This is a genomic window from Sphaerospermopsis aphanizomenoides BCCUSP55, from assembly GCF_001586785.1.
In the GTDB taxonomy this organism is placed as follows: domain Bacteria; phylum Cyanobacteriota; class Cyanobacteriia; order Cyanobacteriales; family Nostocaceae; genus Sphaerospermopsis_A; species Sphaerospermopsis_A aphanizomenoides_A.
In genome coordinates this window covers 1-26,286 of record NZ_LUFH02000093.1, presented here as the reverse complement: position 1 = coordinate 26,286, position 26,286 = coordinate 1, and the positions used below count along the sequence as shown (strand labels likewise).

The following is a 26,286-nucleotide window of genomic DNA, read 5'->3' as shown; positions in this document are numbered from 1 at the left end:
CCACACCCCACACCCTGCACCCCACACCCTGCACCCTACACCCTACACCCCACATTCCTAATCTTCCAGATAACAAGGAAGTTGTAAAGCTTGCTGAAGTAAAGGTTCATATTCTTGAAGACTGACATTATAAGCGCCAAACCTAGCTAAATGGGGATTCATCATTTGTGCGTCAAATAGCATAAATTTCTGTTGACGCAATCTTTCTACCAGTTTGACCATTGCCACTTTAGAACCTTCAGGAATGTTGTAAAACATTGATTCCCCAATAAAAGCACCACCGATCACAATTCCTAAAATTCCCCCTGCAAGTTTGTTACCTTGCCAAGTTTCAAAACTATAAGCATAACCAGTCTGGTAAAGTAACCAGTAAATCTTTTGTAGTTCTGAGGAAATCCAAGTAGTTTCGCGGTTAGCGCATCCAGCAACTACACCGAGAAAATCACGGTTAATTGCTACCGTAAATTTTTCTTGGTTGAGGACACGCTGTAGAGACTTGGGGTAGCGAAATCTGTCATCCAGGGGAATTAAAGTATGTTCTTTACTTCCATACCATCCCAGGCGATCGCTCTCATCAGCCATGAGAAAATAACCTTGTGCATAACCTCGAATAATAGCAGCAACATCATATTCCATAGTTTGTGCAAATCATGAAAAAAATCCCCAGAGGAACGCATTAGGCAAGTGTCGGCCTTTCAGCATTCTTCTGAGATTACCTTGGTAAACAAAATCTATTTAATATATACAAACATGACTCAGCCAATTCCACCCGTTACCCTACCACCATCGGAAAATCCTCAATTAGAAGGCGAATGGTTACAACAGCGTCTACTGCGGTGGCTGGATACAGAATTTCTTCCCGAAATAGTTAATCAAAAAATTGCCCAACGTGCAGCGCAGATTTTTGTCAGACAACGAATGGAAGGAGAAAATGATTTAGGTTCTCTGGTGATAGCCATTGTCACAGAGATGCAAGCATTTGATTTTTCCAAGAGTTTTTATGGAGAGTTTGCGATCGCCAACGCTGTTAGCGATCTACTCTTAGACAGCCTGGGAATTGATCGGTGTTGCGGGCAATAATACTTTTTAGTCATCAGTTATCAGTTATCAGTTATCAGCCTATTTACTGATTACTGCTTACTGATTACTGATCACTGATTACCAGCTAGACTTAACAACGCCAGGTAATAAACCTTGGTGCGCCCATTCCCGGAGAACGTTACGAGATAGTCCAAAGTCACGATATACGCCTCTGGGACGACCAGTTAACCAGCAACGGTTTTGCTTACGACTAGGCGCACTGTTACGGGGTAATTGTTGAATTTTACGGTGAATTTCCAGCTTATCTAGGGGAGATTCTGCTGTTTTGAACTCGTCCAACAGGGCTTCCCGCTTTGCAGCATACTTTTCTACCAACTTAGCGCGTTTCTTCTCGCGCTCAATCATGCTCTTCTTTGCCATAAAATGTCTAATATACTAAAAGGCAGCGTTTTCTATTCTACTATGGCTAGTGGTCATTAGTCATTAAGTTAAGGGAATAGGGAATAGGGAATAGGGAATAGGGAATAGGGAATAGGGAATAGTGGGCAGGGGGAAAGAGAATTTTCGGATTTCTGCACACACAAGTTATAGTGAATTTTCATCATTTTGAATTTCTGCTAATTTATCCTGTGCGCGTTTCTGCAAAGGTTGATAATTAATCCTGGCGGCTAATTCCTCACCTGTAATTAAAGAATTAATCGCTGCGGCTTTATCTCCCATTTGTAACTGCACATCCGCCAAAAAATAGATTAAATTGCGGCTTTGGCTATAAATATCACCAATTTGTTGATAAAGATTTTGTGCTTGTTGGAGATATTCTAAACTCTGTTTTGGGTCAGCTTGTAATTTACCCAATTCCTGCAAAACATTAGCTTCCCCCAAGCGAGAACCAGTTTCCCGGTAGAATGACAAAGCTTGTTCATACCGTGATAATGCCTCATCTGACCGTTTGAGAAATTGCAACACATCCCCTATGGCTTGTAAAGTGTTAGCTTCCCCCAAGCGATCGCCGATTTCCCGGTAGAATGACAAAGCTTGTTCATACCGTGATAATGCCTCATCTGACCGTTTGAGAAATTGCAACACATCCCCTATGGCTTGTAAAGTGTTAGCTTCCCCCAAGCGAGAACCAGTTTCCCGGTAGAATGACAAAGCTTGTTCATAGCGTGATAATGCCTCATCTGACCGTTTGAGAAATTGCAACACATCCCCTATGGCTTTTAATGTGTTAGCTTCCCCCAAGCGAGAACCAGTTTCCCGGTAGAATGACAAAGCTTGTTCATACCGTGATAATGCCTCATCTGACCGTTCGAGAAATTGCAACACATCCCCAATGGCTTTTAATGTGTTAGCTTCCCCCAAGCGAGAACCAGTTTCCCGGTAGAATGACAAAGCTTGTTCATACCGTGATAATGCCTCATCTGACCGTTTGAGAAATTGCAACACATTCCCTATGGCTTGTAAAGTGTTAGCTTCCCCCAAGCGAGAACCAGTTTCCCGGTAGAATGACAAAGCTTGTTCATACCGTGATAATGCCTCATCTCTCCGGTCGAGAAATTGCAACACATCCCCTATGGCTTTTAATGTGTTAGCTTCCCCCAAGCGATCGCCTATTTCCCGGTAGAATGACAAAGCTTGTTCATACCGTGATAATGCCTCATCTCTCCGGTCGAGAAATTGCAACACATCCCCTATGGCTTTTAATGTGTTAGCTTCCCCGTTTTTATCTCCAATTTCCTGATAAATTGCTAGTGCTTTACCATAACAATTTTCAGCATTTTTAACATTATCTTTAATTTCAAAATAAAGATCACCTAAATTTTCCCAACTACTAGCCAAATCAGCTTTTAAACCTAACTTAGTTTGTAAAGCAATGGCTTTTTCATAAGCTGCAATTGCTAATTGACGATTATGGGAATTATCATAACGTTGTTGATAAGCCTGACCCAAACTATCATATAAAGTGGATAATAAAGGCGAATCTTTTCCCTGAGATTCAATATTATCAATAAGTCTTAAAATTTCCTCTAACGGTAAACCACCAACTTCCTTAGTTACTGTTTTGGATGTCACATAATTAATATTACTATTAGCAATATTCTGTACTTCTACAGGACTAGACTCCCTTGCAAACCAAAATACTCCACCTCTCCAACTCCAAAAATCAGGCGCTTTCTGTGCTAACCTCGTCACCACCGCATCAGTTACCCACAACACCACCGGAAAATGAAATTGACGTAACGCTTCCCTAGTCCATTGTAAATAACCAAAAAACCTTTCCTGTTCTGATTTTGGTGCATCTAACCGCACCGATAGCAACTCATCCACACCTATCACTGTAATTACTGCGGGTTTTTTTTGTTGTAATTGTTGTTGTAAATTTATATCTGACTCTACCAATTTTCCCAAAGCATAGGTTAAACTAGGGTCATGAGTTCGCACCTTGACCCGATAACAGAGAAAACCCTGTTTTTTTAATTCATCTTCATATTCTTGAATTAACCTAGCTTGTAAATTACGATCATCACAAACCGCAATTAACAAATTTAAAATACCCTGACTAACTTCTAAAGCAGTAATCAATTTTTGGTAATTACGCTTATTTTCTTTCTTAACATCATCTGTCACCATAATTACTAGATTAATAGATTAAATCAATTACATTAATCGTAGGTTAGGTTCAACGACAGCGCAACCCAACAAAGTATGAATTCTTCCGTCGTAGGGGTAATTCATGTAGCTTGCTTTCCAAATGCTATTACCCCTACAGATACAAGGATAAAAATTACTGAATCTTCTCTTTTCGTCTGAGAATATCCACCACAATTGGATGCACATCATACCAGACTTCTCCATTGTTATATTCTAACACAGCCAGTCCATGTAATAAGTCTAAAAAATTATGGTCGCTGCTATTTTCTGTATTATTCCAACCATTATTATAATATGTGCTTGCTAAAATATCTAACCCTGTTGAACCTAAATTACGATCAAAGTCATTTCGTAAATCTGTAATTGCTTCTTGGAAAATTTCCTGATTGATTTTAATATTGGTCTGGTTTGGTTGTTTTTTCAGTAAAATAAAACATTTTAAACAACACTCCCTAGTAATTCTCACCATTTCTCGGACTAAACCACCACTTTTCAAGACGATTTTTTCTAATGTTTCCGACTCTATCAACTCTTGAGGAAGACGTTTTTGCAAAATATTAGAAAAAACTGTTAATACATCTTGATTCGGTAAAATATCAGGTAAACGACTTTCTCCTTTTTTAAAAAACTTAGCCAATCTCATATATACTATTCTATTAGTTTCTCCATTTAAAATTCCCCGTAATTGCTGATCACGGATAGCATAAATGGGAATTGTATAAACAATTTGAAAATTAGGCAAGCACAGGGATTTTATATTATTTTTATAAACTTTATCTAATAACTCCAAATCTAGTTTATCTAAATCATCAATGACAACTAAAATCCTCTTCTTTGTAGTTGCTGTAATCAATGCTGCAATTTGATTAGCTTTGTTAGCTAATTCGCTAACTTTTGGTTCATAAGTCTTTTTAATTTCTTCTCTAAAACCCGCTTCACTTTTTAACATAGCCGTGATAATCTGGAAAAAATTACCACCCGCACCTACTTTCGCTTTTATCTCTTGAGTATATGTCTTACTCGTGGTAGTAATCAACGAATCTATGAGATCACCTTCTGTCTCTTGGGATATTTTTAAACCTTTTATTTCAGTAGCTTTATTTAATAATGTTATAGCTATAGAATATAAAATGTTAACATGATTAATATCAGACATTTCAATTAAATCAGCTACAGAAAAGATAGTAACTACATAGTTTCCACTCTTCTCCATGTTTTCTGCAAATTGCCACAGCAAGGTAGACTTACCACAACCGCGATGTCCTGTAAACATAATCTTGGCATCATCATCAGCTATTTCCACAAGTGCTGATAATTCCTCAAGAGTATCATTAGCAAAATCAACTCGAAAAGCCTTGATTTCTTCCTCTTCAATTAAAGGAAATACATCTAAATCTTTATATGCTTGTGAGAATTGTTGTTGTAACTGCTGAGTCATATTCTTGTCATAGATAATATTTCTCCACAATCATAGATGAAAATGGGAATCTTAGCAAATATCCTAACGTCCATTATCCATATTCTGAGGACACAAATCAGCCAACTCACACATATCACAACCAGGAGAACGGGCTTTACACACAGCCCGACCATGATAAATTAAACGAATAGACCAATTTTCCCATTCTGGTTGGGGTAATAATTGCATTAAATCTTTTTCAATACCAATAGGTTCTGTATTTTTTGTCAACCCCAAACGCTGACTTAACCGCTTGACGTGAGTATCTACAGTCACCCCTGCATTAATACCATAAGCATGGGCTAAAACCACATTTCCAGTTTTTCGCGCTACTCCAGGAAGTTTTAACAGTTCTTCCATTTTGTTGGGAACAATTGAGTTAAAATCCTTGACAATCATCTGACAAGCGGCTTTGATATTTTTGGCTTTATTGCGATAAAAACCCGTTGAACGGACTAATTCTTCTAATTCTAAGATATCAGCATTGGCTAAACTTTCCGCATCAGGAAATCGCCGAAATAATCCCGGTGTGACTTTATTCACTCTTTCATCTGTGCATTGAGCAGAAAGAATAGTTGCTACCAATAATTGTACAGGAGTTTCATAATTTAAAGAGCAAGTTGCATCTGGATAAAGATGGTGCAGACGGGAGAGAATTTCTAAAGCCCGTTGTTTTTTGGATAATGTTTTACGAGTCAATCAAGTTTTGATGTTGAATTTTACTATTGTGGATTTATGCGTTGGAAATATATTAGATTGAGGATTTTGATTGTTTCATATTCAATCTAAAATCCCCAATCTAAAATCTAAAATTCGGTTATCCTGAGAGCCAAGGTGGTTAAAACATCAACAGATGATAAAACTTAGAAAGTAAAAGACTTTTAACTCTTAACTCTATCACCTGTCACCTGTCACCTGTCACCTGTCACCTACTCTACACTTACTGTAGCAGATGTTGTACCCATTCTAATTGAGTAGTTTCTTTGACAATCAAGAAAATACCTAATCCTAAAAGTAGGACTAAACCAGTTTGCATTACGCCTTCTTGAATTTTCGCAGGTAAGGGTTTACCAAGCAACCCTTCAATGAGGAGAAAAGCCAATTGTCCACCATCCAAAGCGGGAAGAGGCAAAATATTGATAACTGCCAAATTGATACTGATAATTGCTGCGAAAGACAACAAATTAGCACTGTTATCAGCAGCTAGTTTAGCGCCAATTTTGACAATATTAACTGGCCCAGAAACTTGTCCTACAGTTTGTTGAAAGTTAGTAACTAACTGTCCAAAGCCTTTAATTGTACCAATAAATAACTGTTGAAATCTGTTAGCAGCAACTGTGAAAATCTCTATAGGATTTTGGGGACGACGATAAACTGCTGCACCATTGGGACCTAGTTCAATTCCCACTAAACCTTTACCATCAGCACCGAGTTTAGGCGTTAATGTCAGGGGAATTTCTTGATTTTGGCGTTGAATTTTCAGGTTAATTTGCTGATTGGGATGAGTTTGAATTTCTTTAGTCAGAAATAAGGTAGAATCATTACCAGGAGCAAGTTCCTGACCATTAACACTCAGGATAATATCACCTTCACGAATACCTGCTTGATAAGCAACGGTTTGTTCGTTCACAGGTTTGACAATTACACCTGGTTGATATTGAAAGTCTTGGGGAATACCAACGATACCCAATTGTAGAGCCAGAACTAAATAAGCAAATATTAAGTTTGCTATCACGCCGGCACTAATGACGATCGCTCGATCTAAAATAGGACGATTCCGCAGCAGGTTCGGGTCATTGGGGGGAATGTCGCTGTCTGGGTCGTCATCGGGAAAGCCGACGAAGCCACCCAAAGGAAAAGCACGGATGGTATACTCTGTTTGTGATCCTTGGTACTTCAACAGGATGGGGCCAAAACCCAGGGAAAAGCGGTTAGCATAAATACCTTGGGAACGTGCGGCTACAAAATGCCCCAACTCGTGTACTAAGATCAAAATAGCCAAGACTGCGATCGCTGCTAAAACTGACATAGAGCAAATTAGTCAAAATATTTCGGATATATATCTTTATTGTAGTTTGCGAACGGACTCAGAAACGAAATCTGCTGTTGTTTGTTGCAACCCAGCACGAAAAGCGCGAATTATGGAAATTTCGCCAATGTCTAGACTTTGAGGGAAAAAACGGGCAATTTTTGTAGTTAAGGGCAAATTTGCCAAGATTTGGAAAAATTATCAAGGATATAAACTTAATTCATACCCACAATATCAAATTCAAATATTATCCTGTGAATCCTTTAATCCTGGATATCCTGATTCAGACAGTTAAATGTATTATTAAAATAATAAAAAACGGTGCATTAAATAAATTTGATTAACGCACCCTACGAGATGAGCGAACTATTTTATTAAATAATTATTGAGTTCAGGATATTGAGAAAAGAAACCATCAATACTGGCTAATTTTGCTTGATATTCTAATGTAGTAGCAATAATTAAACGATCAAATGGATCTTTATGAACAGGAGATAAATTTACAGCACGACAGGAAATTTCTACAGTTACAGGAAATAATGTAATACCTGATGGTTCTAATGCTTCCTGAAACCATTGATTAGCACTACAAGGTAATTGTAGTCTTCCTCGTTGTTGTGCAAGTGCAATTTCATAACAGGAAATAGCGGAAACTCCTACTTCTTCTGAGGTTTCAATTATTTCTCTCCAATGGGTAGGAAATCTCTGAAATTCCTGATTAATAAACCAGAACCAGATATGAGTATCAAGGACTATTATTTGAGACATTCCCACTCTTCTTCATTGACAATAGGACTAACAATATCACCCAATGTTTTACCTTTACCAGCAATAGAACTAGGAGGAATACGGCGTTTTTTTGATGGTAATTTATGTTTGAGAAATTGAATAAAATCTAAAACTTCTTGTTGTTTATCTGTTGGTAATTCTCGAAAGTTTTCTAAAACTGCTTGTTCAATAGTCATAGTTTTACCTCTAGGATTATAATGTAATTATATTATAGATTGTCACTTTTTGTCTGAATCAGGATGTCCAGGATTTGAGGATGTACAGGATGGTTTTTTAATGTTCATCTATATTTTCAAAAGTTGCACTAATTTCAATATTCCAGAATATCAATATCAAATATTATCCTGTTAATCCTTTCATCCTGGGTATCCTGATTCAGACAGTTAAATTTTAATAAAAATGGTGCGTTAATGAAATGTAACGCACCCTAAAATATGAGTGATTAAACTATTAGTTAAAGATGCTGTGTAAATGTGTTCTCAGATTATTAATAGTTCCCCATATAGACATTAGGCTTTTACTATCCAAGCGTTTTGCTTTGGTATCATACCATCCCCAAACGCCTCTACAAAACCCCTAAACTACAAAACCTCCCTACCCAAATAAACCTGCAAAACCTCCGGTACTTTAATCGTCCCATCAGCTTGCTGATAATTCTCCAAAATCGCCGCCATCGTCCTTCCCACAGCTAAACCAGAACCATTTAAAGTATGTACAAACTGCGTCCCCTTCTTACCAGCTTCCTTAAACCGAATATCCGCCCTTCTTGCTTGAAAATCAACACAATTAGAACAACTAGAAATCTCTCGATACTTCCCAGAAGATGGCAACCAAACCTCTAAATCATAGGTCTTTGTTGCCCCAAAACCTAAATCAGCAGTACATAAATTAATCACACGATAAGGCAATTTTAACGCCTGTAAAATTGACTCTGCACTACCTACCAACTTCTCCAATTCTTCAAAAGAATCTTCCGCTTTTACTAACTTCACCAACTCCACTTTATTGAATTGATGCAACCGAATTAAACCCCGCATATCCCGTCCATAACTTCCTGCTTCTCGCCGAAAACAAGGAGTATAAGCACAGTGATAAATTGGTAAATCTTCTGCGTTTAAAATTTCCCCCCGATAAAAATTAGTCACCGGAACTTCCGCAGTGGGAATTAACCACAAATCATCATCTGCACATTTAAAACTTTCTTCTGCAAACTTCGGTAATTGTCCAGTTCCCGTTAAAGAATCAGTATTAACTAATAACGGTGGACTAACTTCAATATACCCATTTTCAATATGCTGAGAAAGCATAAATTGAATTAACGCCCTTTCTAAAGCAGCACCCGCACCTATCAAACTCACAAACCGACTTTGGGCAATTTTTACCGCTCTTTCAAAATTCAAAATACCCAACTTTTCCCCAATTTCCCAATGTGGTAAAATCTTCGGGTTTTCGGGTTTATATTCATCTCCCCATCTTCTCACCTCTGGGTTATCGTCTTCACTTGCACCGATGGGTGTAGAGTCACTAGGAAGGTTAGGAAGTGCTAAAAGTAAATCTTGAATTTGCGCTTTTAACTCTTTTTCCTGGGGTTCTAATTCGCTTAATGTGGTTTTAATGTTATTCCCTTCTTCCTTTAAAGCGAGAACTTCATCACTTTGAGGATTAACACCCGATTTTACCTTTTGTCCTACCAGTTTACCAATTTCATTACTCCGGGCTTGTAATTCATTCCGTTTTACTTCTAATTCCCGTTGTTTTTGACTCAAATCTAATATAGGCTGAATGTCATATTTACCACTACGAGTATTCAGCTTTTCTTGTACCAGTTGAGGGTTTTCTCTAATTTGTTTAATATCCAGCATTTTTGGTTGTCGTTAATTTTGTCGATTGTACTTGATCGAAGTGATTAAGCCTAGAGGTTTAGTATTGCTCAATCATTTCTTGCATCATCAATCATATCTATTATTAACACCAGTTTTATACAAGAACCATACAAAATCATCAAATTAATCAAATCATCCGTTTCTCATCTGCGTTCATCTGCGTCCATCAGCGTTTAATTATTAGCTTCTGATCTTATGCAACTTTATGATAAATTGGTATCAGAACAAGGAGGTTTTCAGCAATGATGACATCTGAACCCGTGATTTTAAACATCAAAAATGTTGATTTAAGTGATGAACAATTTTTTCACCTCTGTCAAACTAACGAAGATTGGAAACTGGAAGAAACAGCTAAAGGAGAATTAATAATTATGCCTCCAGTGGGTGCAATTAGTGGTAATAGAGAATCAGAATTTAATGCTGATGTTGTGATTTGGAATCGTCAAACTAAGCTGGGAAAAGTCTTTAGTTCTTCCACTATTTTCACTTTACCTAATGGTGGTAGACGTTCTCCTGATGTCGCTTGGATAGCTAATGAACGTTGGCAATTTTTAAGCATTCAAGAACAAGAAAAATTCCCTAAAATTTGTCCTGATTTCGTCATAGAATTGCGTTCTCGTACCGATTCTTTAAGTCAATTACAGGAGAAAATGCAGGAATATCTTAATAGTGGTTTAAGGTTAGGTTGGTTAATTGATCCGCAAAATCAACAAGTAGAAATTTATCGTCAAAATCAATCTGTAGAAATTCTATCATTACCAACAACCTTATCTGGAGAAAATGTTTTACCAGGATTTATTTTAGAATTACCTGTTTTCAATGATAAATAATCCCAATCACCAATCACCAACCACCCATTACCCATTATCTATTTAGTAATCCGATTTAACAGAAATAGTGAAGATACAAGTCCGGCAAAATGCGCTGAAACCGTGTTAGTATTGGCCTGTACTACTAGCATATCCAAACCGCTAATAATCCGAGTGGGGTCAAATAATTGGGTGGTGACAGCTTGTGGCGAGATTGACCGAGCTACCAGTGTACCAACTATGGCTTGCGCTCCCAGCAGTGTCACCAGTATTCCTCCTAAATTTACCCAGAGTCCCAGTCTTAATACCTGTACGGTTTCCAATTTGCGAGGTCGGTTGCTAGGATTAGAAGACTCCAGTTGTTTGCCAATTCTGGTGTAGCGGTAGGCCAAGTAAATTCCTGCACCTAAAACAACTAGTCCACAAATGGCCAAAAATACACCAAATCCTGTTCCGGGATTGTTATTTGGACTTCCTGATCTTTGACTGAAGATGGCGAATAATAATACAATTATCCCAGAAATAACACCTAACACCAGCTGAATCCAAAAACTAATCCAACCTGCCAAACGAAAATTTTTGGCAATTAACCGAAGATTAGAGGATGGGGTTTCGGAGTTTTGTGACATAAGACTAAAAATTAAACATTAAACATTAAACATTAACTACCTGAGCAAAAGTAATGAAACATTTGTGGAAAAAACAGAAATATCTGTCTTCTTTCCCTGTTCCCTTAACTTCCAGAATAATTGATAATGAATAAGTCAGATCAACTCAAACAGTAACAATTACTTATGAATACTGCTATTGTTCCATCTACGTTCCTGCTAACTTTATTATTATCAGTCGGGTTATTTTTCTTTATTCGCGCTTCGACTAAAGACCGCACAGAAAAAGCGCAGTTGCTATCTGAGCAAGATGAAGCTACTTTTATGACTCAGTTAAAAGAGTATTTTCGCTCTCGCTCTTACCGAGTTATATCTGTAGACAAAGAAAAAAATCAAGTGACTTTTGAAGGGTTTGTCAGACCTAGCTGGTTTTTAGCTATCTTTCTCACTGTCTTAGCAGCTGTTGGTCTTGTTTGTCTATCACTGGTTTTATCCCAGGTTTTTTCTAGCCAGAGTCCGTTTTTTCTGGCTTTAGTTTTGCTATCACCTGTAAGTGGTATATTTTACTGGCAAAAAGCTGGAAGACTGGAGCAGGTATCACTCAAAATGGAAACAATACCAAATCAGCAACACTCCTCAAGTATAATCACGGTTATTGCTCATCGAGATGAGATCGCTGAGTTACAAAGCGCGTTACAGTTAAAAATGGGCAATTGAGTGTTGACAACTTCGTGTCAATTTCTAACCAACAATTCTTTATCTTTAATGGTACAAACCTCCAGATTTATCTGTGGGATCAATCCACAATCCTGTTAGATGATGATTTGTGGGGAAAGGAAGCAGTAGGGAGGAGGCAAAACAAATCTAGTCTTGATAGTTTTTCTAACGACTTCTATCGTCGAGAAAGTAAGTTTGGTTGACAGACTGTTTTGGTCATTTCAGCCCTAAGAACGCAAACTACACATACTTGTATGCGATTGTTTCTGTTGCTAATCCCTTCTGCATTCCTATACTAGATATCAACTCCTACAAGTAAGCTGCAAAGAAGTTAATTACCTAATTATTTGGATAAGCTTTACTGGCAGTTCAGCTACAAACTTAAAAAAAATTGAATTTTTGCATAAACTGAGCAATTTTGCCAGTTAATTAATGTCAGAGTCAGAAGTTAGAAGTCACATTCAATGCGTAAGAGGATCATTTTTAGATGTTAACGACTAGCCACAGTCACTAATTCTTGACCAGCAGGAGCTTCCAGAACTCGCAGGCTGGGAAACAAAAAATGATTTTCTTCTACGTATTGAGCGCCAAACAGACCTTTTTCAGCCCAAAAATAACGGTCTGTGGTGTGTTCATTCCGCTTTACAAGTAGCAAGGCAGGAGGCAAAATCCCTTCAGCCTGAATAAATTTTCTTGCTGCTGTCACAGGTTTATCTTCGCCGCTCTCGATGCTGTACTGAGGCACGTGTTCTAGGATGCGTCGTCCTTCTTGGCGACGACGACTTTTCCGTTTACGTCTCCTGGCCAACCTATTGTCCTCCTCTTTCAAGCTATAAGATTGTAGTCATAGCTACAAAACCCGTCGTAATTATATAAGTTATAGTTTAAAAAATCAATGGTTTTTAACCTTTTGATACAAGAAAATTCATGAGGCAGGAAGCAGGAGGTGTGAGGCTGGAAATTAGGAGTTAGTAGCGGTTTACCAATGCTCAAACTTTACAGGACTCAGGAGGAAACAACTTCTTTGATCAGGTTTTTGAAAGTTTTTCAACTCGATAGTGATTTTCCCTTGTGTTGTAACTGGAAATATAATTCACCAGAATAAAGCATTAATGAGAAAATATAGTTAAGCTTAATAGATGAGTTAGTAAAAAACTTAGCATTTTTCTTATTTTTCCCAGCTAGTCTAAGTAGAAAAGCGCGAAAAAACAGAAGTATGTATCAAAAAGTAAAGTTGCCTAAAAACCTTTTCCCTCCTGCCTCCAGCATAGCTGTCTCCTGCCTTGTCACAACGACAATTTTTAACACCGACCTAATTATAATCTTGAGCAAGAGCTAAAAAATGTTAATGTCTGCCAGTTCTGATTTTATTGCTCTGTGCCGAGAGCAAATATCGCTTTTAACCCAAGGACTGGGAGCGTCTTTGAGTGTGGTATACTTAACGCAAGAGTTTGTCGATACACCCACCAGTGAGGCACAATTGATCCCTGTGGTGGTTTATCCGGAAACGGCAGTATTCAGGCAGGGGGAACAGCTAAATCGGGTAATAGTGAATCAGCAAATACAATTTGGTCATGTTTTGGCACTGCCAAATCAACGGGGAAAGTTATTGACAGCATCAGCCTCTTCTCTTTCATCAGAGGAGTCTGAAAGTGCAAATACAGACCAACCCCATCGGGAAGATGAAGATATGTTTAGTGGTAATCATCAAATTGTGTTACCTCTGATCTATGAAGGTGTAATGATGGGGATATTGGTGGCAGGAAGAGATGATCGAGCCTGGAATGAAAGGGAAGAAGGCGAAGTTCAGCGGATAGCCAAAACTCTAGCGATCGCTTGTATTTTAGATCAGCGTCGTGCATGGTTGCAGCAACAGCTACACCAGCAACAAATTCTGCAAGCAGAACAACGGGATTTACTCGATAATCTTTTGCACCAATTTCGCAACCCTTTGACAGCGATCCGCACTTTTGGTAAGCTACTGTTTAAACGATTGCGACCAACAGATGCAAATCGAGATGTAGCAACAAGTATAGTCCGGGAAAGCGATCGCCTCCAAGAACTGCTACAACAGTTTGATCAAGTAATAGACTTAACGGATGCAGATTTAACACCTCTTCCCCTACCAAAATCTCAGGTTGTGGAAGCATCTGTGCAGAAAGATGCCCAGCCTCCCCTATTATTGCCGGGAACAGGGGAAGACGTGACTAATTGCGAGTTAAAAGATTTATTAATACCATTATTAATATCGGCTCAAGCTATTGCCCAAGAGCGAAATTTAGAATTAATAGCCGAACTTCCTGATCATTTACCTTTAGTAAAAGCTAATATCAAAGCATTAAGAGAAGTCTTGAGTAATATCATTGATAATGCTTTGAAATATACTCCTGCTGGTGGTGCAATTTGGATAGCAACAGGGCAAAAAAAAGCTAACTTTCAAGGTATAGCTATCAGTGATACTGGTCCAGGAATTCCGCCAGCAGATTTAGAACATCTAGGAGAAAGATATTACCGTGGTGTACAAGCACAAACAGAAATTCCTGGAACTGGTTTAGGAATTGCGATCGCTAAACAACTCATAGCACAAATGCAGGGAGAAATAGAAGTTTTCAGCCCTGCACTTGATTCCAAAATTACCTCACCTCAAAACCCAGGAACAACATTTATAATTTGGTTGCCTGAAGTATGAGAGGTGACAGGGAATAGGGTTTAGGGTTTAGGGTGTAGGGGAGGCAGGGGAAGCAGGGGAAGCAGGGGGAGAAAAATTAATTCTTTATTCTGAAATTCTTGTTTATCCTGAACTCCTGTAACTCCTAAACTCCTGAACTCCTAAACTCCTGAATTCCTGTAACTCCTGTAACTCCTGAACTCCTGAACTCCTATTCTCTTCTTACTGTCACCTGTCACCTGTCACCTGTCACCTGTCACCTGTCACCTATGACCTGCTATATATTGGCACATCGCCGCAAAGTTGTCTCTCAGGTCTCAATTTTATGACCACAACTCCCTCTCCTCAGCTTTGGCTTTATGACACGACTCTCCGAGATGGCACTCAACGGGAAGGACTTTCAGTGTCCATAGAAGATAAATTACGTATTGCTCATAGACTTGATGAATTAGGTATACCCTTTATTGAAGGTGGTTGGCCAGGAGCTAATCCTAAAGATGTGCAGTTTTTCTGGCAACTCCAAGAAAATCCCCTCAAACAAGCGGAAATAGTTCCCTTTTGTTCCACTCGTCGTCCTCACTCCACAGCAGCAGAAGAACCAATGCTGCAAGCCATACTGTCTGCGGGTACTCGCTGGGTAACAATTTTCGGTAAGTCTTGGGATTTGCACGTCATTGAAGGACTCAAAACCAGCTTAGACGAAAATTTAGCTATGATCCGCGACACAATTGAGTATTTACGTTCTCAAGGACGGCGTGTGATTTATGATGCTGAACATTGGTTTGATGGCTATAAAAATAATCCTGATTATGCTTTACAGACAATCAAAACAGCAGCAACAGCAGGGGCTGAATGGTTAGTTCTATGTGATACTAATGGCGGTACTTTACCTCATGAAATTACGCAAATTGTTGGAGTTGTCAGTTCTCAGTTGTCAGTTGTCATTTGTCAAGAACAAAAAACAATTCCTCAAATTGGTATTCACACCCATAATGATTCAGAAATGGCGGTTGCTAATGCTCTAGCAGCAGTTATGGCAGGGGCAAAAATGGTACAGGGTACTATTAATGGTTATGGTGAACGCTGCGGTAATGCTAACCTGTGTTCTCTGATTCCTAATTTACAATTGAAGTTAGGTTATAGCTGTATTGGTGAACACCAGCTAAGTCAACTTACAGAAACTAGTCGTTTTGTTAGTGAAGTTGTTAATCTCGCACCTGATGAACACGCACCTTTTGTGGGACGTTCGGCTTTTGCACATAAAGGTGGTATTCATGTCTCTGCGGTAGAACGTAACCCGTTGACTTATGAACATATTCAGCCGGAACAAGTGGGAAACCGTCGTCGCATTGTCATTTCTGAACAGTCTGGTTTAAGCAATGTTTTAGCTAAAGCCAGAACTTTGGGAATGGAATTAGATAAAAATGATCCCCAAACCCGGCAAATTCTCCAACGTATGAAAGAATTGGAAAGTGAAGGATATCAATTTGAAGCCGCAGAGGCTAGTTTTGCACTGTTGATGTATGAGGCTTTAGGACTGAGACAACAGTTTTTTGAAGTTAAAGGTTTTCAAGTCCATTGTGATTTAGTGGAAGTGAAGGAAACTACTAATTCTTTAGCAACAGTGAAAGTAGCTGTGAATGGTAAAAATATTCTGGAAGCAGCAGAAGGTAATGGGCCAGTAGAGGCTTTGGATGCTGCGTTGCGTAAAGCTTTGGTGAATTTTTATCCGCAAATTGCCGAGTTTGAATTGACAGATTACAAAGTGAGAATTCTCAACGGACATACAGGCACATCTGCAAAAACTCGCGCTTTGGTAGAGTCGGGTAATGGTCAACAACGTTGGACAACTTTAGGAGTTTCTCAGAACATTTTGGAGGCTTCCTATCAAGCTGTAGTTGCTGGTTTGGAATATGGGTTGTTGTTACATTTTCAGGCGGAAAAGTCTTTGAAGGTGTAGAAGTTTAGAGATTTTGTAGAGATGTTTTTTTAATATCTCTACTCAAATTCTATTTGTATTTTTCCGTCAGGACTTGACAAGACGAATAAGTTGATTTACACTAATGTTATGAGTAGAAATCTGTCCGCGCATATATAGTAAATTTTGCAACTATCAACATCAATATTTTCACCCACATCCTGTAAATCCTGGATATCATTTATTTCTTAATTTTGACTTTTGACTTTTGACTTCCCAAAGGGTGTCCTGATTCTGACAATTAAGACTTGACAAGACGAATAAGTTGATTTACACTAATGTTATGAGTAGAAATCTGTCCGCGCATATATAGTAAATTTTGCAACTATCAACATCAATATTTTCACTCACATCCAAAAATCCTCAGCACCAGTTTATAAACCTCATCCTGTACATCCTCAAATCCTGGACATCCTAATTCAGACAAAAAACGCAGATGGACGCAGATAAACGCGGATGTTAAGTTTATTTTCTTAGTTAGAATTTTTTAAACGAACCGCAGAGGCGCAGAGAACGCAGAGGAATTTTACAAATCCTATCCTGCACATCCTTTAATCCTGGATATCCTGATTCTGACAAGATTCAAAAAATCTTGATATCCTGTATATTATATTTCATCTTAGATATCCTGATTCTGACATTATGCAAGTTTGGACACCTAACACCAGTCTACAGAACGGACAGTATATCATTAAAAAAGTCATTGGTGGGGGTGGCTTTGGTGAAACCTATCTTGCAGAAGATACAGAAGAAAATCGTTTAGTTGTTATCAAAACCCTGAAACGGGAACAATGGGAAAAACCAGACTTTGCAGATAGACAAAAAAGATTTCGACAGGAAGCATTATCATTAGCTAGATGTCATCATCCTCATGTAGTCGAAGTTTACGACATATTCCTAGAAAATGGACTGCAAACTATAGTCATGGAATATATAGAAGGGGAAGATTTAGAAAAATATACAGAAGAATATACAGCAGAAAATGGCTACTTGTCAGAAACGGAAGCTTTGAGTTACATTGACCAAATCGGACAAGCTTTAGAAGTCGTTCATGAACGGGGACTTTTACACCGGGATGTGAAACCCAATAATATTTTACTACGACGGAAAACCAAGGAAGCGGTATTAATTGATTTTGGGTTAGCGCGAGAGTTTCAACTGGGAAAAATTAGAAGCATGACTGCGAGTAAAACGGAAGGTTATGCACCTATAGAACAGTATGAACGACGGGGAGATTTTGGTTATTATACTGATGTTTATGCTTTAGCTGCGACGTTGTACACTTTGTTAACTCTGAGAGTTCCCATTCCTGCTAACTATCGCGCTGAAGATGATGTCATTTTACAACCACCGCAAAAATATAATCAGAATATTAGCGATCAGGTAAATGCTGCTATTCTCAAAGGTATGGAGTTAGAACCCCAAAACCGTCCGCAAACTGTACGAGAGTTTCGGGAAATTTTGGGGTTAATAAATCAAGAGGTAGAATTAAAATCAGATGTAGGAATGGACTACAGAAAACTGCGTGACTTACTCCAAGCAGGAAACTGGAAAGATGCGGATGAAGAAACAAGACGGGTAATGTTCGCAGTTGCGAAACGGAAAGAGGAAGGTTGCTTAGATACTGAGAGTATTGATAATTTTCCCTGTGCAGACCTCCGCACCATTGACCAGTTGTGGGTAAAATACAGCAATGGTAAGTTTGGTTTTTCTGTGCAGAAAAAGATTTATCAGAAGGAAATAAAGGGAGGAAGAACTGACATTGACGAAATTTGGTTAGCCTTTGGGGAGAAGGTAGGATTGAATAAAGGAAGTCACCATGACTGGTTGCACTACAGTGATATTACTTTTGATATAGGGTCTCCAGAAGGACACCTCCCATGCAAGTGGATGTATTTTTTAGAAGTGTACGGTTGGTACGCTCTTCTCTCGCGTCGAGACTTGTAAACTGTAACATTTAAGGGTTACAGAGAATTATTAAGTCAGAATCAGGATAACCAGGATTTAAGGATTTTCAGGATGGTAATTTTTAGATAGTTGGTTTGGTGGTTAAGTTTGTATTTGTCAGAATCAGGATAACCAGGATTTAAGGATTTTCAGGATGGTAATTTTTAGATGGTTTAAATTATTCAAAAACAATCATTCAATAACATCCTGAAAAATCCCCAACTTCCAAAAAACAATCATTCAATAACATCCTGTACATCCTCAAATCCTGGACATCCTGATTCTGACAAAACTTATTTTCACAAGGATAACAACATTGAATTTTGAGATATTAGGAAAAATTGAGGAAATAGAAATAATTGCTATTGATAAATCAATTCGTGATGTAGAAAGATTAAAGAAAATCTATGGACAAGGGAGATGGCGAAAATTAAAAGGAATTGCTACCATTAAATTAGAAGATGAAAGCATCTGTCAAGCTGAACTTCATTGGTATGAAGCTCATGGTATTGGTAAAAAAGAAATAAAAATCAAGTACCTTTTAGATGAGTAAACTTATGTCAAATACAAATATATCTAAACAATTCGCTATTTGTATCAAAAATGATAATTATCCAGCATCCCTAGACACTAGAAAAATCTATGAAATTTTACCTGATAAAAAAGCAAGTCAACATCATCAAATTCGTGTGATAGATGAATCAGGAGAAGATTATCTTTATCCTAGTTCCTATTTTATTTTACTGGAATTACCTGCTGAAAGTCGAGAATTATTATCCTTATGTAATTTTTAGATAGTTTGTTGGTGATGAAAGTTGCATTTGTCTGAATCAGGATAACCAGGATTAAAGGATTAACAGGATGGTAATTTTTAGATTGTTTGTTTGTTGATGAAAATTGTATTTGTCTGAATCAGGATAACCAGGATTAAAGGATTTTCAGGATGGTAATTTTTAGATGGTGTAAATTATTCAAAAACAATCATTCAATAACATCCTGAAAAATTCCCAACTTCCCAAAAACAATCATTCAATAACATCCTGTACATCCTCAAATCCTGGACATCCTGATTCTGACAAAAAATCCTATAAATCCCAACTTCAATAATTCAAAACCTGTTATATATAGCGCGGACAGATTCCTAGATATAACATAAGCATACCCAAAACTCAGAACACTGTCAACCCCCCAAGCTGAAATCACCAAAACTCGTTGAATTATTGACACCATTCTCAGTAATATTGAGAATAGACCCCCTTTATTGCAAAAAAGCTTTTTTATAGATTTAGAGACAGGGAACGCAGATGAACGCAGATGAACGCAGATAAACGCAGATGAGAAACGCGGATAATGATTTTTACTGTCATGTACTATAATATTTATTACTTTGGTAAAATCAACAACTATTATTAATATCTGAATATGCCACCTACTGTTACTCTGACTATTACTACGGGGAAACTATCAGGAAAACAATATATATTTGATAGTCGCAGCACTTGTATTATCGGTAGAAACGATGACTGCAATTTACAAATAGCAGATAATATTGATCTGAAAGTTTCCCGTTATCACTGCTTATTAGATATCAACCCTCCAGAAATTAGAATTAGAGATTTAGGTAGCTTAAACGGAACTTATGTTAACGGTAAAATCATCGGTCAAAGAAAACCAGGAGAAACACCAGAAGCCTCTGCAAAATATGTTTTTCCCGAATATGATTTAGTTCATAATGACCGGGTACAAATCGGAGATATTATTTTTGATGTTGGTGTTTTGCAAGAACCGGAAAAACAAAAAACTCCTTATATTCCTATTCCTGAAAAAAACAAACCCGAAAACCAAAAACCGAATCTTTTAAATATTATTCAAAATCTCTTTAATTTAGCTAATCAAGGTAATCAAAATCTTAAAGTCATTTCTAATTATCATCTAATTAAATCTTTGGGTGAAGGTGGTTGTGGAGAAGTATTTTTAGCTCAACATCAAAAAACCAAGCAACTCGTAGCTTTGAAAATCATGCTACCCGCAGTTGCAGCTACAGAACAGGGTGTGAAAATGTTTTTGAGAGAAACGGAAAACACCAAATATTTACAACATCCCAACGTGGTGCAACTATTAGATTATGGTTTTGCAGAAAATAGCTTTTTCTTCACTATGGAATATTGCGAAGGTGGGGATGTTTGGGATTTAATGCAGAAATTAGGAGGAAGTTTACCAGTTAATCTTGCTATTGATATTATTCTGCAAGTTCTCGATGGTTTAATCTATGCCCATAACGTCGAAGTTCCTTATGTGAGATTAGCGGATGGTAGACTCGGAAAAGGTAACGGTTTAGTCCATCGAGATTTAAAACCCAACAATATTTTTATTACTAAAATTGATGGTAAAATGGTGGTAAAAATCGGAGATTATGGTTTAGCTAAAGCCTTTGATTTAGCAGGTTTGAGTGGACAAACTTTCACAGGTACAAAAATGGGAACTCCTGTATTTATGCCCCGTCAACAGGTATTAGATTTTAAACATTCCTTACCAGAAGTTGATGTTTGGGCAAGTGCGGCTTGTTTATATAATATGCTAACGGGATATTTCCCCCGTGATTTTGATGGTGATCCTTGGGCTAGTATTTTAAATAATCATCCTGTACCCATTCGTCAACGTGATAGTAGTATTCCTGAAAATTTAGCAAAAGTTATAGATTTAGCTTTAACAGAAAAACCGCAAATTTATTTTCAAACCGCAGCAGAATTTAAACAGGCGTTGTCTATTTGCAGGTGGTAATGGGTCATGCCTCCTGCCTTCAGGATGGAAAACTTTCCCACGCTTGAGCAACCAACTGACTAAGCCAGCGTCGTTGTTGTCTATCTAACACCGGGTCATCCTCTAACACCTGGGCAGTTAATTCTTCTAAAGATTGACCCTGAGCGCGAACCAGCTTAACTACTCCGGCAATCACAGCAGCTACTAGCTCTTCATCAACAGGCTGTTGTTGGAGGGCAACAATTTCTTGGGGACTCTCTGGGATAGGATAATTCATGGCGTAGGTTTACAAAATTTCCAAAATGATTAATAAATTTAACAATCTATTAAAAGTTCTTAACTAAATCTTGATGCAACTGATAGGGCGGAGTGTAACGCACTTTTTGCCGTTGTCAAATCTTTCGTAATGAGTAGATGAATGGGAGATGTTAGCAGAAAATGAAAGAGATTCTTTATCTAGAAGTTCCTACCCCCGATAGTGGTGCTGTCCGCGACTGGCTACAAACAGACTTTGTGCCTGGGTACGGAGAAAAAATGCTGACTACAGACGGGTTGCGCTTGAGAAAGCCTGTTGTATCTAACACGGAAAGTTTACCAGATGAACTTTCTGTATTTGTTTGGTCAGTACAACGCACTACCTATCTCAAAGTATTCCGTTGGGCAAATAAACCCTTTGTGAATGAGGGGCAAATTCTGCAACGGCTAACTACAGGTATTAGAAGCCGCTTTCCGCATCAATACCCAGAACCACCCAAGATTGATCCTCAAAAGTCGATTTTTACAGAGTTAGAGACTTATTATCCCCTCACTGTCAAGTATTTTCAGAAAATGCCCAATGGGGAATATGACCTCCAGCGTGCTTACTGGTGGGAGCAACGTTGGCGTGAAGGGGTAAGAAACCCTCAACAACCCCGTCAGGTGGTTTTTGCTTGGGGAAAAGACGGGGATATGGGGAGATGGGAAAATGGGGAGAAAGAGAATAAAGCCTCCCTATCACCCCACCACCCCACCACCCTATCCAGCGAAACTTCCCCCAGTTATGACTTAATTTATATCGGTGGGGCTTTAGGTTCAATTCATGCAGCGTTAATGGCTAAATTAGGCTATAAAGTCTTGTTGGTGGAACGTTTGTCATTTGGTAGGATGAACCGAGAATGGAATATTTCTCGTGATGAAATTCAAACTTTGGTCAATCTGGGTTTGCTAACAACTGCTGAGTTAGAAAGCATAATTGCTAAAGAATATAAAGACGGATTTAATAAATTCTTTGATGCTAATAATCCACCTGGGCTGAAAGCGCCAATTCTTCACACACCAACGGTTTTAAATATCGCCCTAGATTCAGATAAATTATTGCAATTATGTGGAGAAAAACTCAAAGCTGCGGGTGGTGATATTTGGGATGAGACAGAGTTTGTCCGGGCTGATATCAGTAATGCACAAGTTAAGGTTACTGTCAAGCATTTGCCTAGTGGAAATGAGCAGCAAGTGAAAGGGCGGTTGCTGGTAGATGCAATGGGTACTGCTTCTCCTATCGCTTGGCAATTAAATGGTGGTCGGGCTTTTGATAGTGTGTGTCCGACGGTGGGAGCAGTGATTGAGAAAGGATTTGAGCCTGGTGTGTGGGATAGTCAGTATGGGGATGTTCTCTACAGTCACGGGGATATTTCCAGAGGGAGACAGTTAATTTGGGAGTTGTTTCCTGGTGTGGAGGAAGAACTAACAATTTATTTGTTTCACTACCATGAGGTGAATGGGAAAAATCCTGGTTCTTTGCTGGAGATGTATGAGGACTTTTTCACGATTTTGCCAGAGTATCGCCGTTGTGATCTGGATAAACTAGTGTGGAAAAAACCAACTTTTGGCTATATTCCAGGGCATTTTAGTGTTAGTAGTAGCGATCGCACCGTTGCCTTTGATAGATTAATTGCCATTGGTGATGCTGCTTCCCTGCAATCTCCCCTAGTTTTCACTGGTTTTGGTTCCCTGGTTCGTAACTTAGAACGTTTAACTACTCTTCTGAATATTGCCTTGAAACATGACCTATTGAGTTTCCGTCACCTCAATAAAATTCGTGCTTACCAAAGTAACGTTGCTGTTACCTGGCTATTCTCCAAAGGGATGATGGTTCCCACAGGGAAATTTATCCCACCCCAAAGGGTGAATGCTATGCTTAACACCTTCTTTGGCTTATTAGCAGATGAACCCCCAGAAGTCGCAGATAATTTCATTAAGGATCGTTGCGATTGGTTGACATTTAACCGTTTAGCTCTCAAAGCAGCCAGAAAAAATCCTGCTTTGCTACTGTGGATTTGGCAAATGGCCGGATTTAAAGATTTACTTAGGTGGTTAGGTAATTATTTCAACTTCTGTCGTCACGCCCTAGTCAGTATTTTGTTAGGTAGATGGTTTGCAAACTTCCTGCAATCGAGCCAATCTTGGTTAGAACCACGTTACCCCGGATTATGGTTGCAATTGTTAACCATTAATTATGGAATTTCTACTGGCAAACCACAATGGCGTAATCAGGCAGTTACAGTGAAGTCAAAAGCATTAACTCCAGCTAGTCATTAGTAAGTTGTCAATTGTCAATTGTCAATTGTCACCTTTTCCCTGTTGATGATTTTTGGGGCGAAAACTCGGCAGTTCCACAGATGCTAATGATTTTCGTCCCTTGGGTGGACGTTGAGGGTAAAGCAACGGTGAAGGTGATTTATTGTCCTGGTGATATTCACCTAATGGCTCTAGGGAAAAATGGTGTATGGGCAATTGAGACGATGGAGAGGGTGAAACTTGATCCCAATAATCTTCAATTTCTCCAGCTTTTGTTGGTTTATATGGAACAGCGGGAGTTGTGGGAGTTACTGATGATTCATGAGTGGGAGAGATGAGCAAGTGTTCTGTTTCAGCACTATAGGCACTAGCAGCAGAATTTATTTCTGTTTCTAAATTTTGTTCTTTTGTCTCTTTTGGTTCTTGACCATTGTCCCCAGTAGTAGAGGCTGAATTGTCCCAGATGGATGGATGAGTTTGATGATTTTGTCCAATATCTGCCGTGGTGTTTGAAGTTACTGTTGTAGGTTGACTGGTAAAAAACATTGAAATTAAACTCTCCAACTGTTGGTCTAGGTTGGAGGAACTAGAAGCAGAAGCCATTTCTGATGTAATTACAGACTCATCAACTTCCAAAGCAGCAGCTATTTCTTGGGATGTAAAAGTGTGTTCTATATCCAAAAAGTGATCAGAAGATATGGGAATATGAGGAGCGGAATTTTTTGCTGCTGGGGATGGTATTGAACCTTCTACCCAGGAATTATCTGTGTGTTGGTTTAATCCCCCACAAGCATCACTGATAAAATCTGATTCTGCTGACCAAGGTTTAATGGGTTGGGCATTAGGGAACAAAGACCTTGCTTTTCTGGAGAATCTTGTATGTCCACCAGTTATGTCATGGGGATGATGGGCTTTATCTTCTAGAGTGTCATAGTTAGGAACAGAGGTGTCTAGACATTTTTCTAAAGCCGCTTTAAATTGCAGCGTTTGACGCTGTTGGCGCATTAGTCGAATCCGCAGTTCCCGACAGGTATTTTCTGAGTGTAATAGCTGCTGAGACTGTTCACCGTAATTAGTTTGCAACAAAGAACACTCACGCTCTAACTGAGCTAGACGTTGTTGGCTAATTTGTAATTGTGCTTTATGCGTTTCGATAAAAATTTCCTGTCGTTGCACAGTTTGTATAGCCGTTTCTAGCTGTTGAAACAAGGATTGAATTTGCTCTTGGGCGGCTGAAAGTTCCTGAGTTTGTTGATTTAGCATCGAATCAGTGACGCTGGAACGTTTTTTTTGCCACTGCAAAATCTTTTCTGCTTCCGCTAATTCCTGTTTTAACTGCTCTACCTGATTGTATAAATCACTGTTAGCTGTGCTTAACTCTTGATTTAATGCCAGCAACTGTTGAAATTCCGAGTCTACGGCTGCTTGTTGTTCGCTGTCAGGTTCTGCCACCCAGTCCTGTTGGACATGATTTTTTAAATTATCTGTAACTTTGGCTTCACACTGCTGTGGGTTTAGCCCGTCGGAGATATCTGCGACTGGGTTCAGGAGTGGTAAATTAGTCACGACCATATTTTCATCATGCACAACTGAGTAAAAAGGACAACTCGCCTGCTCTGATGGGGGCGAATTTAGAGAATTTAGGGGTTCAATCACAGTGCCGTTGTTTGAGGTGTCAGCTATATTCATCACTCTTGACCCACCTGCTTAAAAATATTCAGCAATACTTGTGGCAGCATTGCTGATCAAATACATTCAATTGCCATAGGCAATCAGGATTTCCTCTAGAAGCCAAGTTTAACTCTCTTTCAGCATGAGTGGCTAGTACATGAAGGCAAGAGATCAGGAGAGTACCGAGTATTGAGTACCGAGTACCGAGTATGGAGTATGGAGTATGGCTTACGCCAAGCGGCGCTATCACCAGGCAGTATTTTGAATTAATTTCTCCACACCTTTATACCCTTTTCTTGGCCTTTCACGTTATTGCCGCAAAACCCAACAACTTGTAGGATTTTTACTTCGAGCATCTAGAGTTGAGGCTGATAATACCTTGGTCATATTGTCAGTTTTTGCTGCATTAACATTCTGTATGATGTAGTGTTTTTAGCTCTTAGTGGTAAGGGGTGTGAACCTCCTTGACGGTGATTAAAAATTGTATTAATTTGCTAAAAAATATTATGATCCCCGCAGTGTTATCTCAGCTACTGCAATTAGGTAGATATTATCTGCTTAATTTGTATTAAATTTTACCAATTAATAGAATAGAAGTTCAGGAGTTCCAGGAGTATGGCTTGCGCCACGCTTCGCTATCAGGAGTTCAGTAGTTCAGTAGTTCAGTAGTTCAGAAGAATAAGAAGAATTTATTTCTCCTCTGCCCCCTGCCACCCCTGCCA

Annotated in this window: 25 protein-coding genes; 11 read left to right on the top strand and 14 right to left on the bottom strand. The window is 38.7% G+C overall.

Annotated elements, in window-relative coordinates; translation table 11 throughout:
- Positions 1-57: 57 nt before the first annotated feature.
- Complete coding sequence (gene aat / locus A0J48_RS20655; RefSeq protein ID WP_200326473.1) at positions 58-636, bottom strand: leucyl/phenylalanyl-tRNA--protein transferase; 579 nt, start codon at positions 634-636, stop codon at positions 58-60.
- Positions 637-750: 114 nt separating this feature from the next.
- On the opposite strand from aat, the gene A0J48_RS20650 reads away from it, so the two are divergent.
- Positions 751-1,080, top strand: coding sequence for a hypothetical protein (locus A0J48_RS20650; protein WP_200326472.1), 330 nt, complete (start codon positions 751-753; stop codon positions 1,078-1,080).
- Positions 1,081-1,158: 78 nt separating this feature from the next.
- On the opposite strand, the gene rpsN is transcribed toward A0J48_RS20650, so the two are convergent.
- The 9 genes from rpsN to serS form a co-directional block, all read right to left on the bottom strand.
- Positions 1,159-1,461 (bottom strand): 30S ribosomal protein S14, encoded by a 303-nt coding sequence (gene rpsN, locus A0J48_RS20645; RefSeq protein ID WP_200326471.1) that lies wholly within the window; start codon positions 1,459-1,461, stop codon positions 1,159-1,161.
- Between the two features lie 165 nt (positions 1,462-1,626).
- A complete protein-coding gene (locus tag A0J48_RS20640; protein WP_200326470.1) occupies positions 1,627-3,672 on the bottom strand; it encodes a tetratricopeptide repeat protein in 2,046 nt (681 codons plus the stop codon).
- Between the two features lie 154 nt (positions 3,673-3,826).
- Positions 3,827-5,131: an ATP-binding protein gene (locus tag A0J48_RS20635; RefSeq protein WP_200326469.1), complete on the bottom strand. Its 1,305-nt coding sequence runs from the start codon at positions 5,129-5,131 to the stop codon at positions 3,827-3,829.
- Between the two features lie 63 nt (positions 5,132-5,194).
- Positions 5,195-5,851, bottom strand: coding sequence for an endonuclease III (gene nth, locus A0J48_RS20630; RefSeq protein WP_200326468.1), 657 nt, complete (start codon positions 5,849-5,851; stop codon positions 5,195-5,197).
- A gap of 241 nt (positions 5,852-6,092) precedes the next feature.
- Entirely contained in the window at positions 6,093-7,181 is a 1,089-nt protein-coding gene (gene rseP / locus A0J48_RS20625; protein ID WP_200326467.1) for an RIP metalloprotease RseP, read from the bottom strand.
- A gap of 36 nt (positions 7,182-7,217) precedes the next feature.
- Positions 7,218-7,367 (bottom strand): hypothetical protein, encoded by a 150-nt coding sequence (locus tag A0J48_RS20620; RefSeq protein ID WP_200326466.1) that lies wholly within the window; start codon positions 7,365-7,367, stop codon positions 7,218-7,220.
- A 180-nt stretch (positions 7,368-7,547) separates the two neighbouring features.
- Complete coding sequence (locus A0J48_RS20615; protein WP_200326465.1) at positions 7,548-7,949, bottom strand: type II toxin-antitoxin system VapC family toxin; 402 nt, start codon at positions 7,947-7,949, stop codon at positions 7,548-7,550.
- Positions 7,937-8,146: a DUF2281 domain-containing protein gene (locus A0J48_RS27180; protein ID WP_234301054.1), complete on the bottom strand. Its 210-nt coding sequence runs from the start codon at positions 8,144-8,146 to the stop codon at positions 7,937-7,939. The genes A0J48_RS20615 and A0J48_RS27180 overlap by 13 nt, the downstream gene beginning before the upstream one ends.
- 405 nt (positions 8,147-8,551) lie before the next feature.
- Complete coding sequence (gene serS, locus A0J48_RS20605; protein WP_200326464.1) at positions 8,552-9,832, bottom strand: serine--tRNA ligase; 1,281 nt, start codon at positions 9,830-9,832, stop codon at positions 8,552-8,554.
- Between the two features lie 266 nt (positions 9,833-10,098).
- Here serS and A0J48_RS20600 point away from each other — a divergent pair, with 266 nt between their 5' ends.
- Positions 10,099-10,683 carry a Uma2 family endonuclease gene (locus tag A0J48_RS20600; protein ID WP_200326474.1) on the top strand — a complete coding sequence of 195 codons (585 nt, stop codon included), beginning with the start codon at positions 10,099-10,101 and terminating at the stop codon, positions 10,681-10,683.
- A gap of 38 nt (positions 10,684-10,721) precedes the next feature.
- Here the strand turns inward: A0J48_RS20600 and A0J48_RS20595 are convergent, their stop codons facing one another.
- A complete protein-coding gene (locus A0J48_RS20595) occupies positions 10,722-11,291 on the bottom strand; it encodes a DUF3611 family protein (protein ID WP_200326463.1) in 570 nt (189 codons plus the stop codon).
- Positions 11,292-11,456: 165 nt separating this feature from the next.
- Here A0J48_RS20595 and A0J48_RS20590 point away from each other — a divergent pair, with 165 nt between their 5' ends.
- Together A0J48_RS20590 and A0J48_RS20585 are read left to right on the top strand one after the other, a co-directional pair.
- Positions 11,457-11,987, top strand: coding sequence for a cofactor assembly of complex C subunit B (locus tag A0J48_RS20590; protein ID WP_200326461.1), 531 nt, complete (start codon positions 11,457-11,459; stop codon positions 11,985-11,987).
- 14 nt (positions 11,988-12,001) lie between these two features.
- The gene (locus A0J48_RS20585) at positions 12,002-12,190 is read left to right on the top strand and encodes a hypothetical protein (RefSeq protein WP_200326451.1); all 189 of its coding nucleotides are present in this window, start codon (positions 12,002-12,004) and stop codon (positions 12,188-12,190) included.
- 287 nt (positions 12,191-12,477) lie between these two features.
- Here A0J48_RS20585 and A0J48_RS20580 read toward each other — a convergent pair whose 3' ends face one another.
- The gene (locus A0J48_RS20580) at positions 12,478-12,795 is read right to left on the bottom strand and encodes a DUF3155 domain-containing protein (RefSeq protein WP_013191616.1); all 318 of its coding nucleotides are present in this window, start codon (positions 12,793-12,795) and stop codon (positions 12,478-12,480) included.
- A 534-nt stretch (positions 12,796-13,329) separates the two neighbouring features.
- On the opposite strand from A0J48_RS20580, the gene A0J48_RS20575 reads away from it, so the two are divergent.
- The 6 genes from A0J48_RS20575 to A0J48_RS20550 all read left to right on the top strand — a co-directional run bounded on the left by A0J48_RS20575 (position 13,330) and on the right by A0J48_RS20550 (position 21,361).
- Complete coding sequence (locus A0J48_RS20575) at positions 13,330-14,676, top strand: GAF domain-containing sensor histidine kinase (RefSeq protein ID WP_200326449.1); 1,347 nt, start codon at positions 13,330-13,332, stop codon at positions 14,674-14,676.
- Between the two features lie 304 nt (positions 14,677-14,980).
- A complete protein-coding gene (gene cimA / locus A0J48_RS20570; protein WP_200326447.1) occupies positions 14,981-16,615 on the top strand; it encodes a citramalate synthase in 1,635 nt (544 codons plus the stop codon).
- A 660-nt stretch (positions 16,616-17,275) separates the two neighbouring features.
- A complete protein-coding gene (locus tag A0J48_RS20565; RefSeq protein ID WP_200326445.1) occupies positions 17,276-18,580 on the top strand; it encodes a serine/threonine-protein kinase in 1,305 nt (434 codons plus the stop codon).
- Positions 18,581-18,896: 316 nt separating this feature from the next.
- Positions 18,897-19,133: a hypothetical protein gene (locus tag A0J48_RS20560; protein WP_200326443.1), complete on the top strand. Its 237-nt coding sequence runs from the start codon at positions 18,897-18,899 to the stop codon at positions 19,131-19,133.
- Between the two features lie 4 nt (positions 19,134-19,137).
- Positions 19,138-19,374 (top strand): hypothetical protein, encoded by a 237-nt coding sequence (locus A0J48_RS20555; RefSeq protein ID WP_200326441.1) that lies wholly within the window; start codon positions 19,138-19,140, stop codon positions 19,372-19,374.
- A 628-nt stretch (positions 19,375-20,002) separates the two neighbouring features.
- Positions 20,003-21,361: a protein kinase domain-containing protein gene (locus A0J48_RS20550; protein WP_200326439.1), complete on the top strand. Its 1,359-nt coding sequence runs from the start codon at positions 20,003-20,005 to the stop codon at positions 21,359-21,361.
- A 19-nt stretch (positions 21,362-21,380) separates the two neighbouring features.
- Here the strand turns inward: A0J48_RS20550 and A0J48_RS20545 are convergent, their stop codons facing one another.
- Positions 21,381-21,617, bottom strand: a complete 237-nt coding sequence (locus tag A0J48_RS20545) for a hypothetical protein (RefSeq protein WP_200326431.1) — start codon at positions 21,615-21,617, stop codon at positions 21,381-21,383.
- A gap of 161 nt (positions 21,618-21,778) precedes the next feature.
- Between A0J48_RS20545 and A0J48_RS20540 the strand changes: the two genes are divergently transcribed.
- Entirely contained in the window at positions 21,779-23,914 is a 2,136-nt protein-coding gene (locus tag A0J48_RS20540) for an NAD(P)/FAD-dependent oxidoreductase (protein ID WP_200326429.1), read from the top strand.
- 21 nt (positions 23,915-23,935) lie between these two features.
- On the opposite strand, the gene A0J48_RS20535 is transcribed toward A0J48_RS20540, so the two are convergent.
- On the bottom strand, positions 23,936-25,582 hold the full coding sequence (locus A0J48_RS20535) for a hypothetical protein (RefSeq protein ID WP_200326427.1): 1,647 nt from the start codon (positions 25,580-25,582) through the stop codon (positions 23,936-23,938).
- Positions 25,583-26,286 lie beyond the last annotated feature (704 nt).

Bases quoted from the DNA above. Each gene is read 5' to 3' on its own strand.
- A0J48_RS20635 (WP_200326469.1), bottom strand. From the start codon at position 5,131: ATGACTCAGCAGTTACAACAACAATTCTCACAAGCATATAAAGATTTA.
- serS (WP_200326464.1), bottom strand. From the start codon at position 9,832: ATGCTGGATATTAAACAAATTAGAGAAAACCCTCAACTGGTACAAGAA.
- A0J48_RS20565 (WP_200326445.1), top strand. From the start codon at position 17,276: ATGCAAGTTTGGACACCTAACACCAGTCTACAGAACGGACAGTATATC.
- A0J48_RS20590 (WP_200326461.1), top strand. From the start codon at position 11,457: ATGAATACTGCTATTGTTCCATCTACGTTCCTGCTAACTTTATTATTA.
- cimA (WP_200326447.1), top strand. From the start codon at position 14,981: ATGACCACAACTCCCTCTCCTCAGCTTTGGCTTTATGACACGACTCTC.
- A0J48_RS20550 (WP_200326439.1), top strand. From the start codon at position 20,003: ATGCCACCTACTGTTACTCTGACTATTACTACGGGGAAACTATCAGGA.
- A0J48_RS20640 (WP_200326470.1), bottom strand. From the start codon at position 3,672: ATGGTGACAGATGATGTTAAGAAAGAAAATAAGCGTAATTACCAAAAA.
- A0J48_RS20650 (WP_200326472.1), top strand. From the start codon at position 751: ATGACTCAGCCAATTCCACCCGTTACCCTACCACCATCGGAAAATCCT.
- aat (WP_200326473.1), bottom strand. From the start codon at position 636: ATGGAATATGATGTTGCTGCTATTATTCGAGGTTATGCACAAGGTTAT.
- A0J48_RS20595 (WP_200326463.1), bottom strand. From the start codon at position 11,291: ATGTCACAAAACTCCGAAACCCCATCCTCTAATCTTCGGTTAATTGCC.
- A0J48_RS20535 (WP_200326427.1), bottom strand. From the start codon at position 25,582: ATGAATATAGCTGACACCTCAAACAACGGCACTGTGATTGAACCCCTA.
- rpsN (WP_200326471.1), bottom strand. From the start codon at position 1,461: ATGGCAAAGAAGAGCATGATTGAGCGCGAGAAGAAACGCGCTAAGTTG.
- A0J48_RS20545 (WP_200326431.1), bottom strand. From the start codon at position 21,617: ATGAATTATCCTATCCCAGAGAGTCCCCAAGAAATTGTTGCCCTCCAA.
- rseP (WP_200326467.1), bottom strand. From the start codon at position 7,181: ATGTCAGTTTTAGCAGCGATCGCAGTCTTGGCTATTTTGATCTTAGTA.
- A0J48_RS20615 (WP_200326465.1), bottom strand. From the start codon at position 7,949: ATGTCTCAAATAATAGTCCTTGATACTCATATCTGGTTCTGGTTTATT.
- A0J48_RS27180 (WP_234301054.1), bottom strand. From the start codon at position 8,146: ATGACTATTGAACAAGCAGTTTTAGAAAACTTTCGAGAATTACCAACA.
- A0J48_RS20555 (WP_200326441.1), top strand. From the start codon at position 19,138: ATGTCAAATACAAATATATCTAAACAATTCGCTATTTGTATCAAAAAT.
- A0J48_RS20600 (WP_200326474.1), top strand. From the start codon at position 10,099: ATGACATCTGAACCCGTGATTTTAAACATCAAAAATGTTGATTTAAGT.
- A0J48_RS20575 (WP_200326449.1), top strand. From the start codon at position 13,330: ATGTTAATGTCTGCCAGTTCTGATTTTATTGCTCTGTGCCGAGAGCAA.
- A0J48_RS20540 (WP_200326429.1), top strand. From the start codon at position 21,779: ATGAAAGAGATTCTTTATCTAGAAGTTCCTACCCCCGATAGTGGTGCT.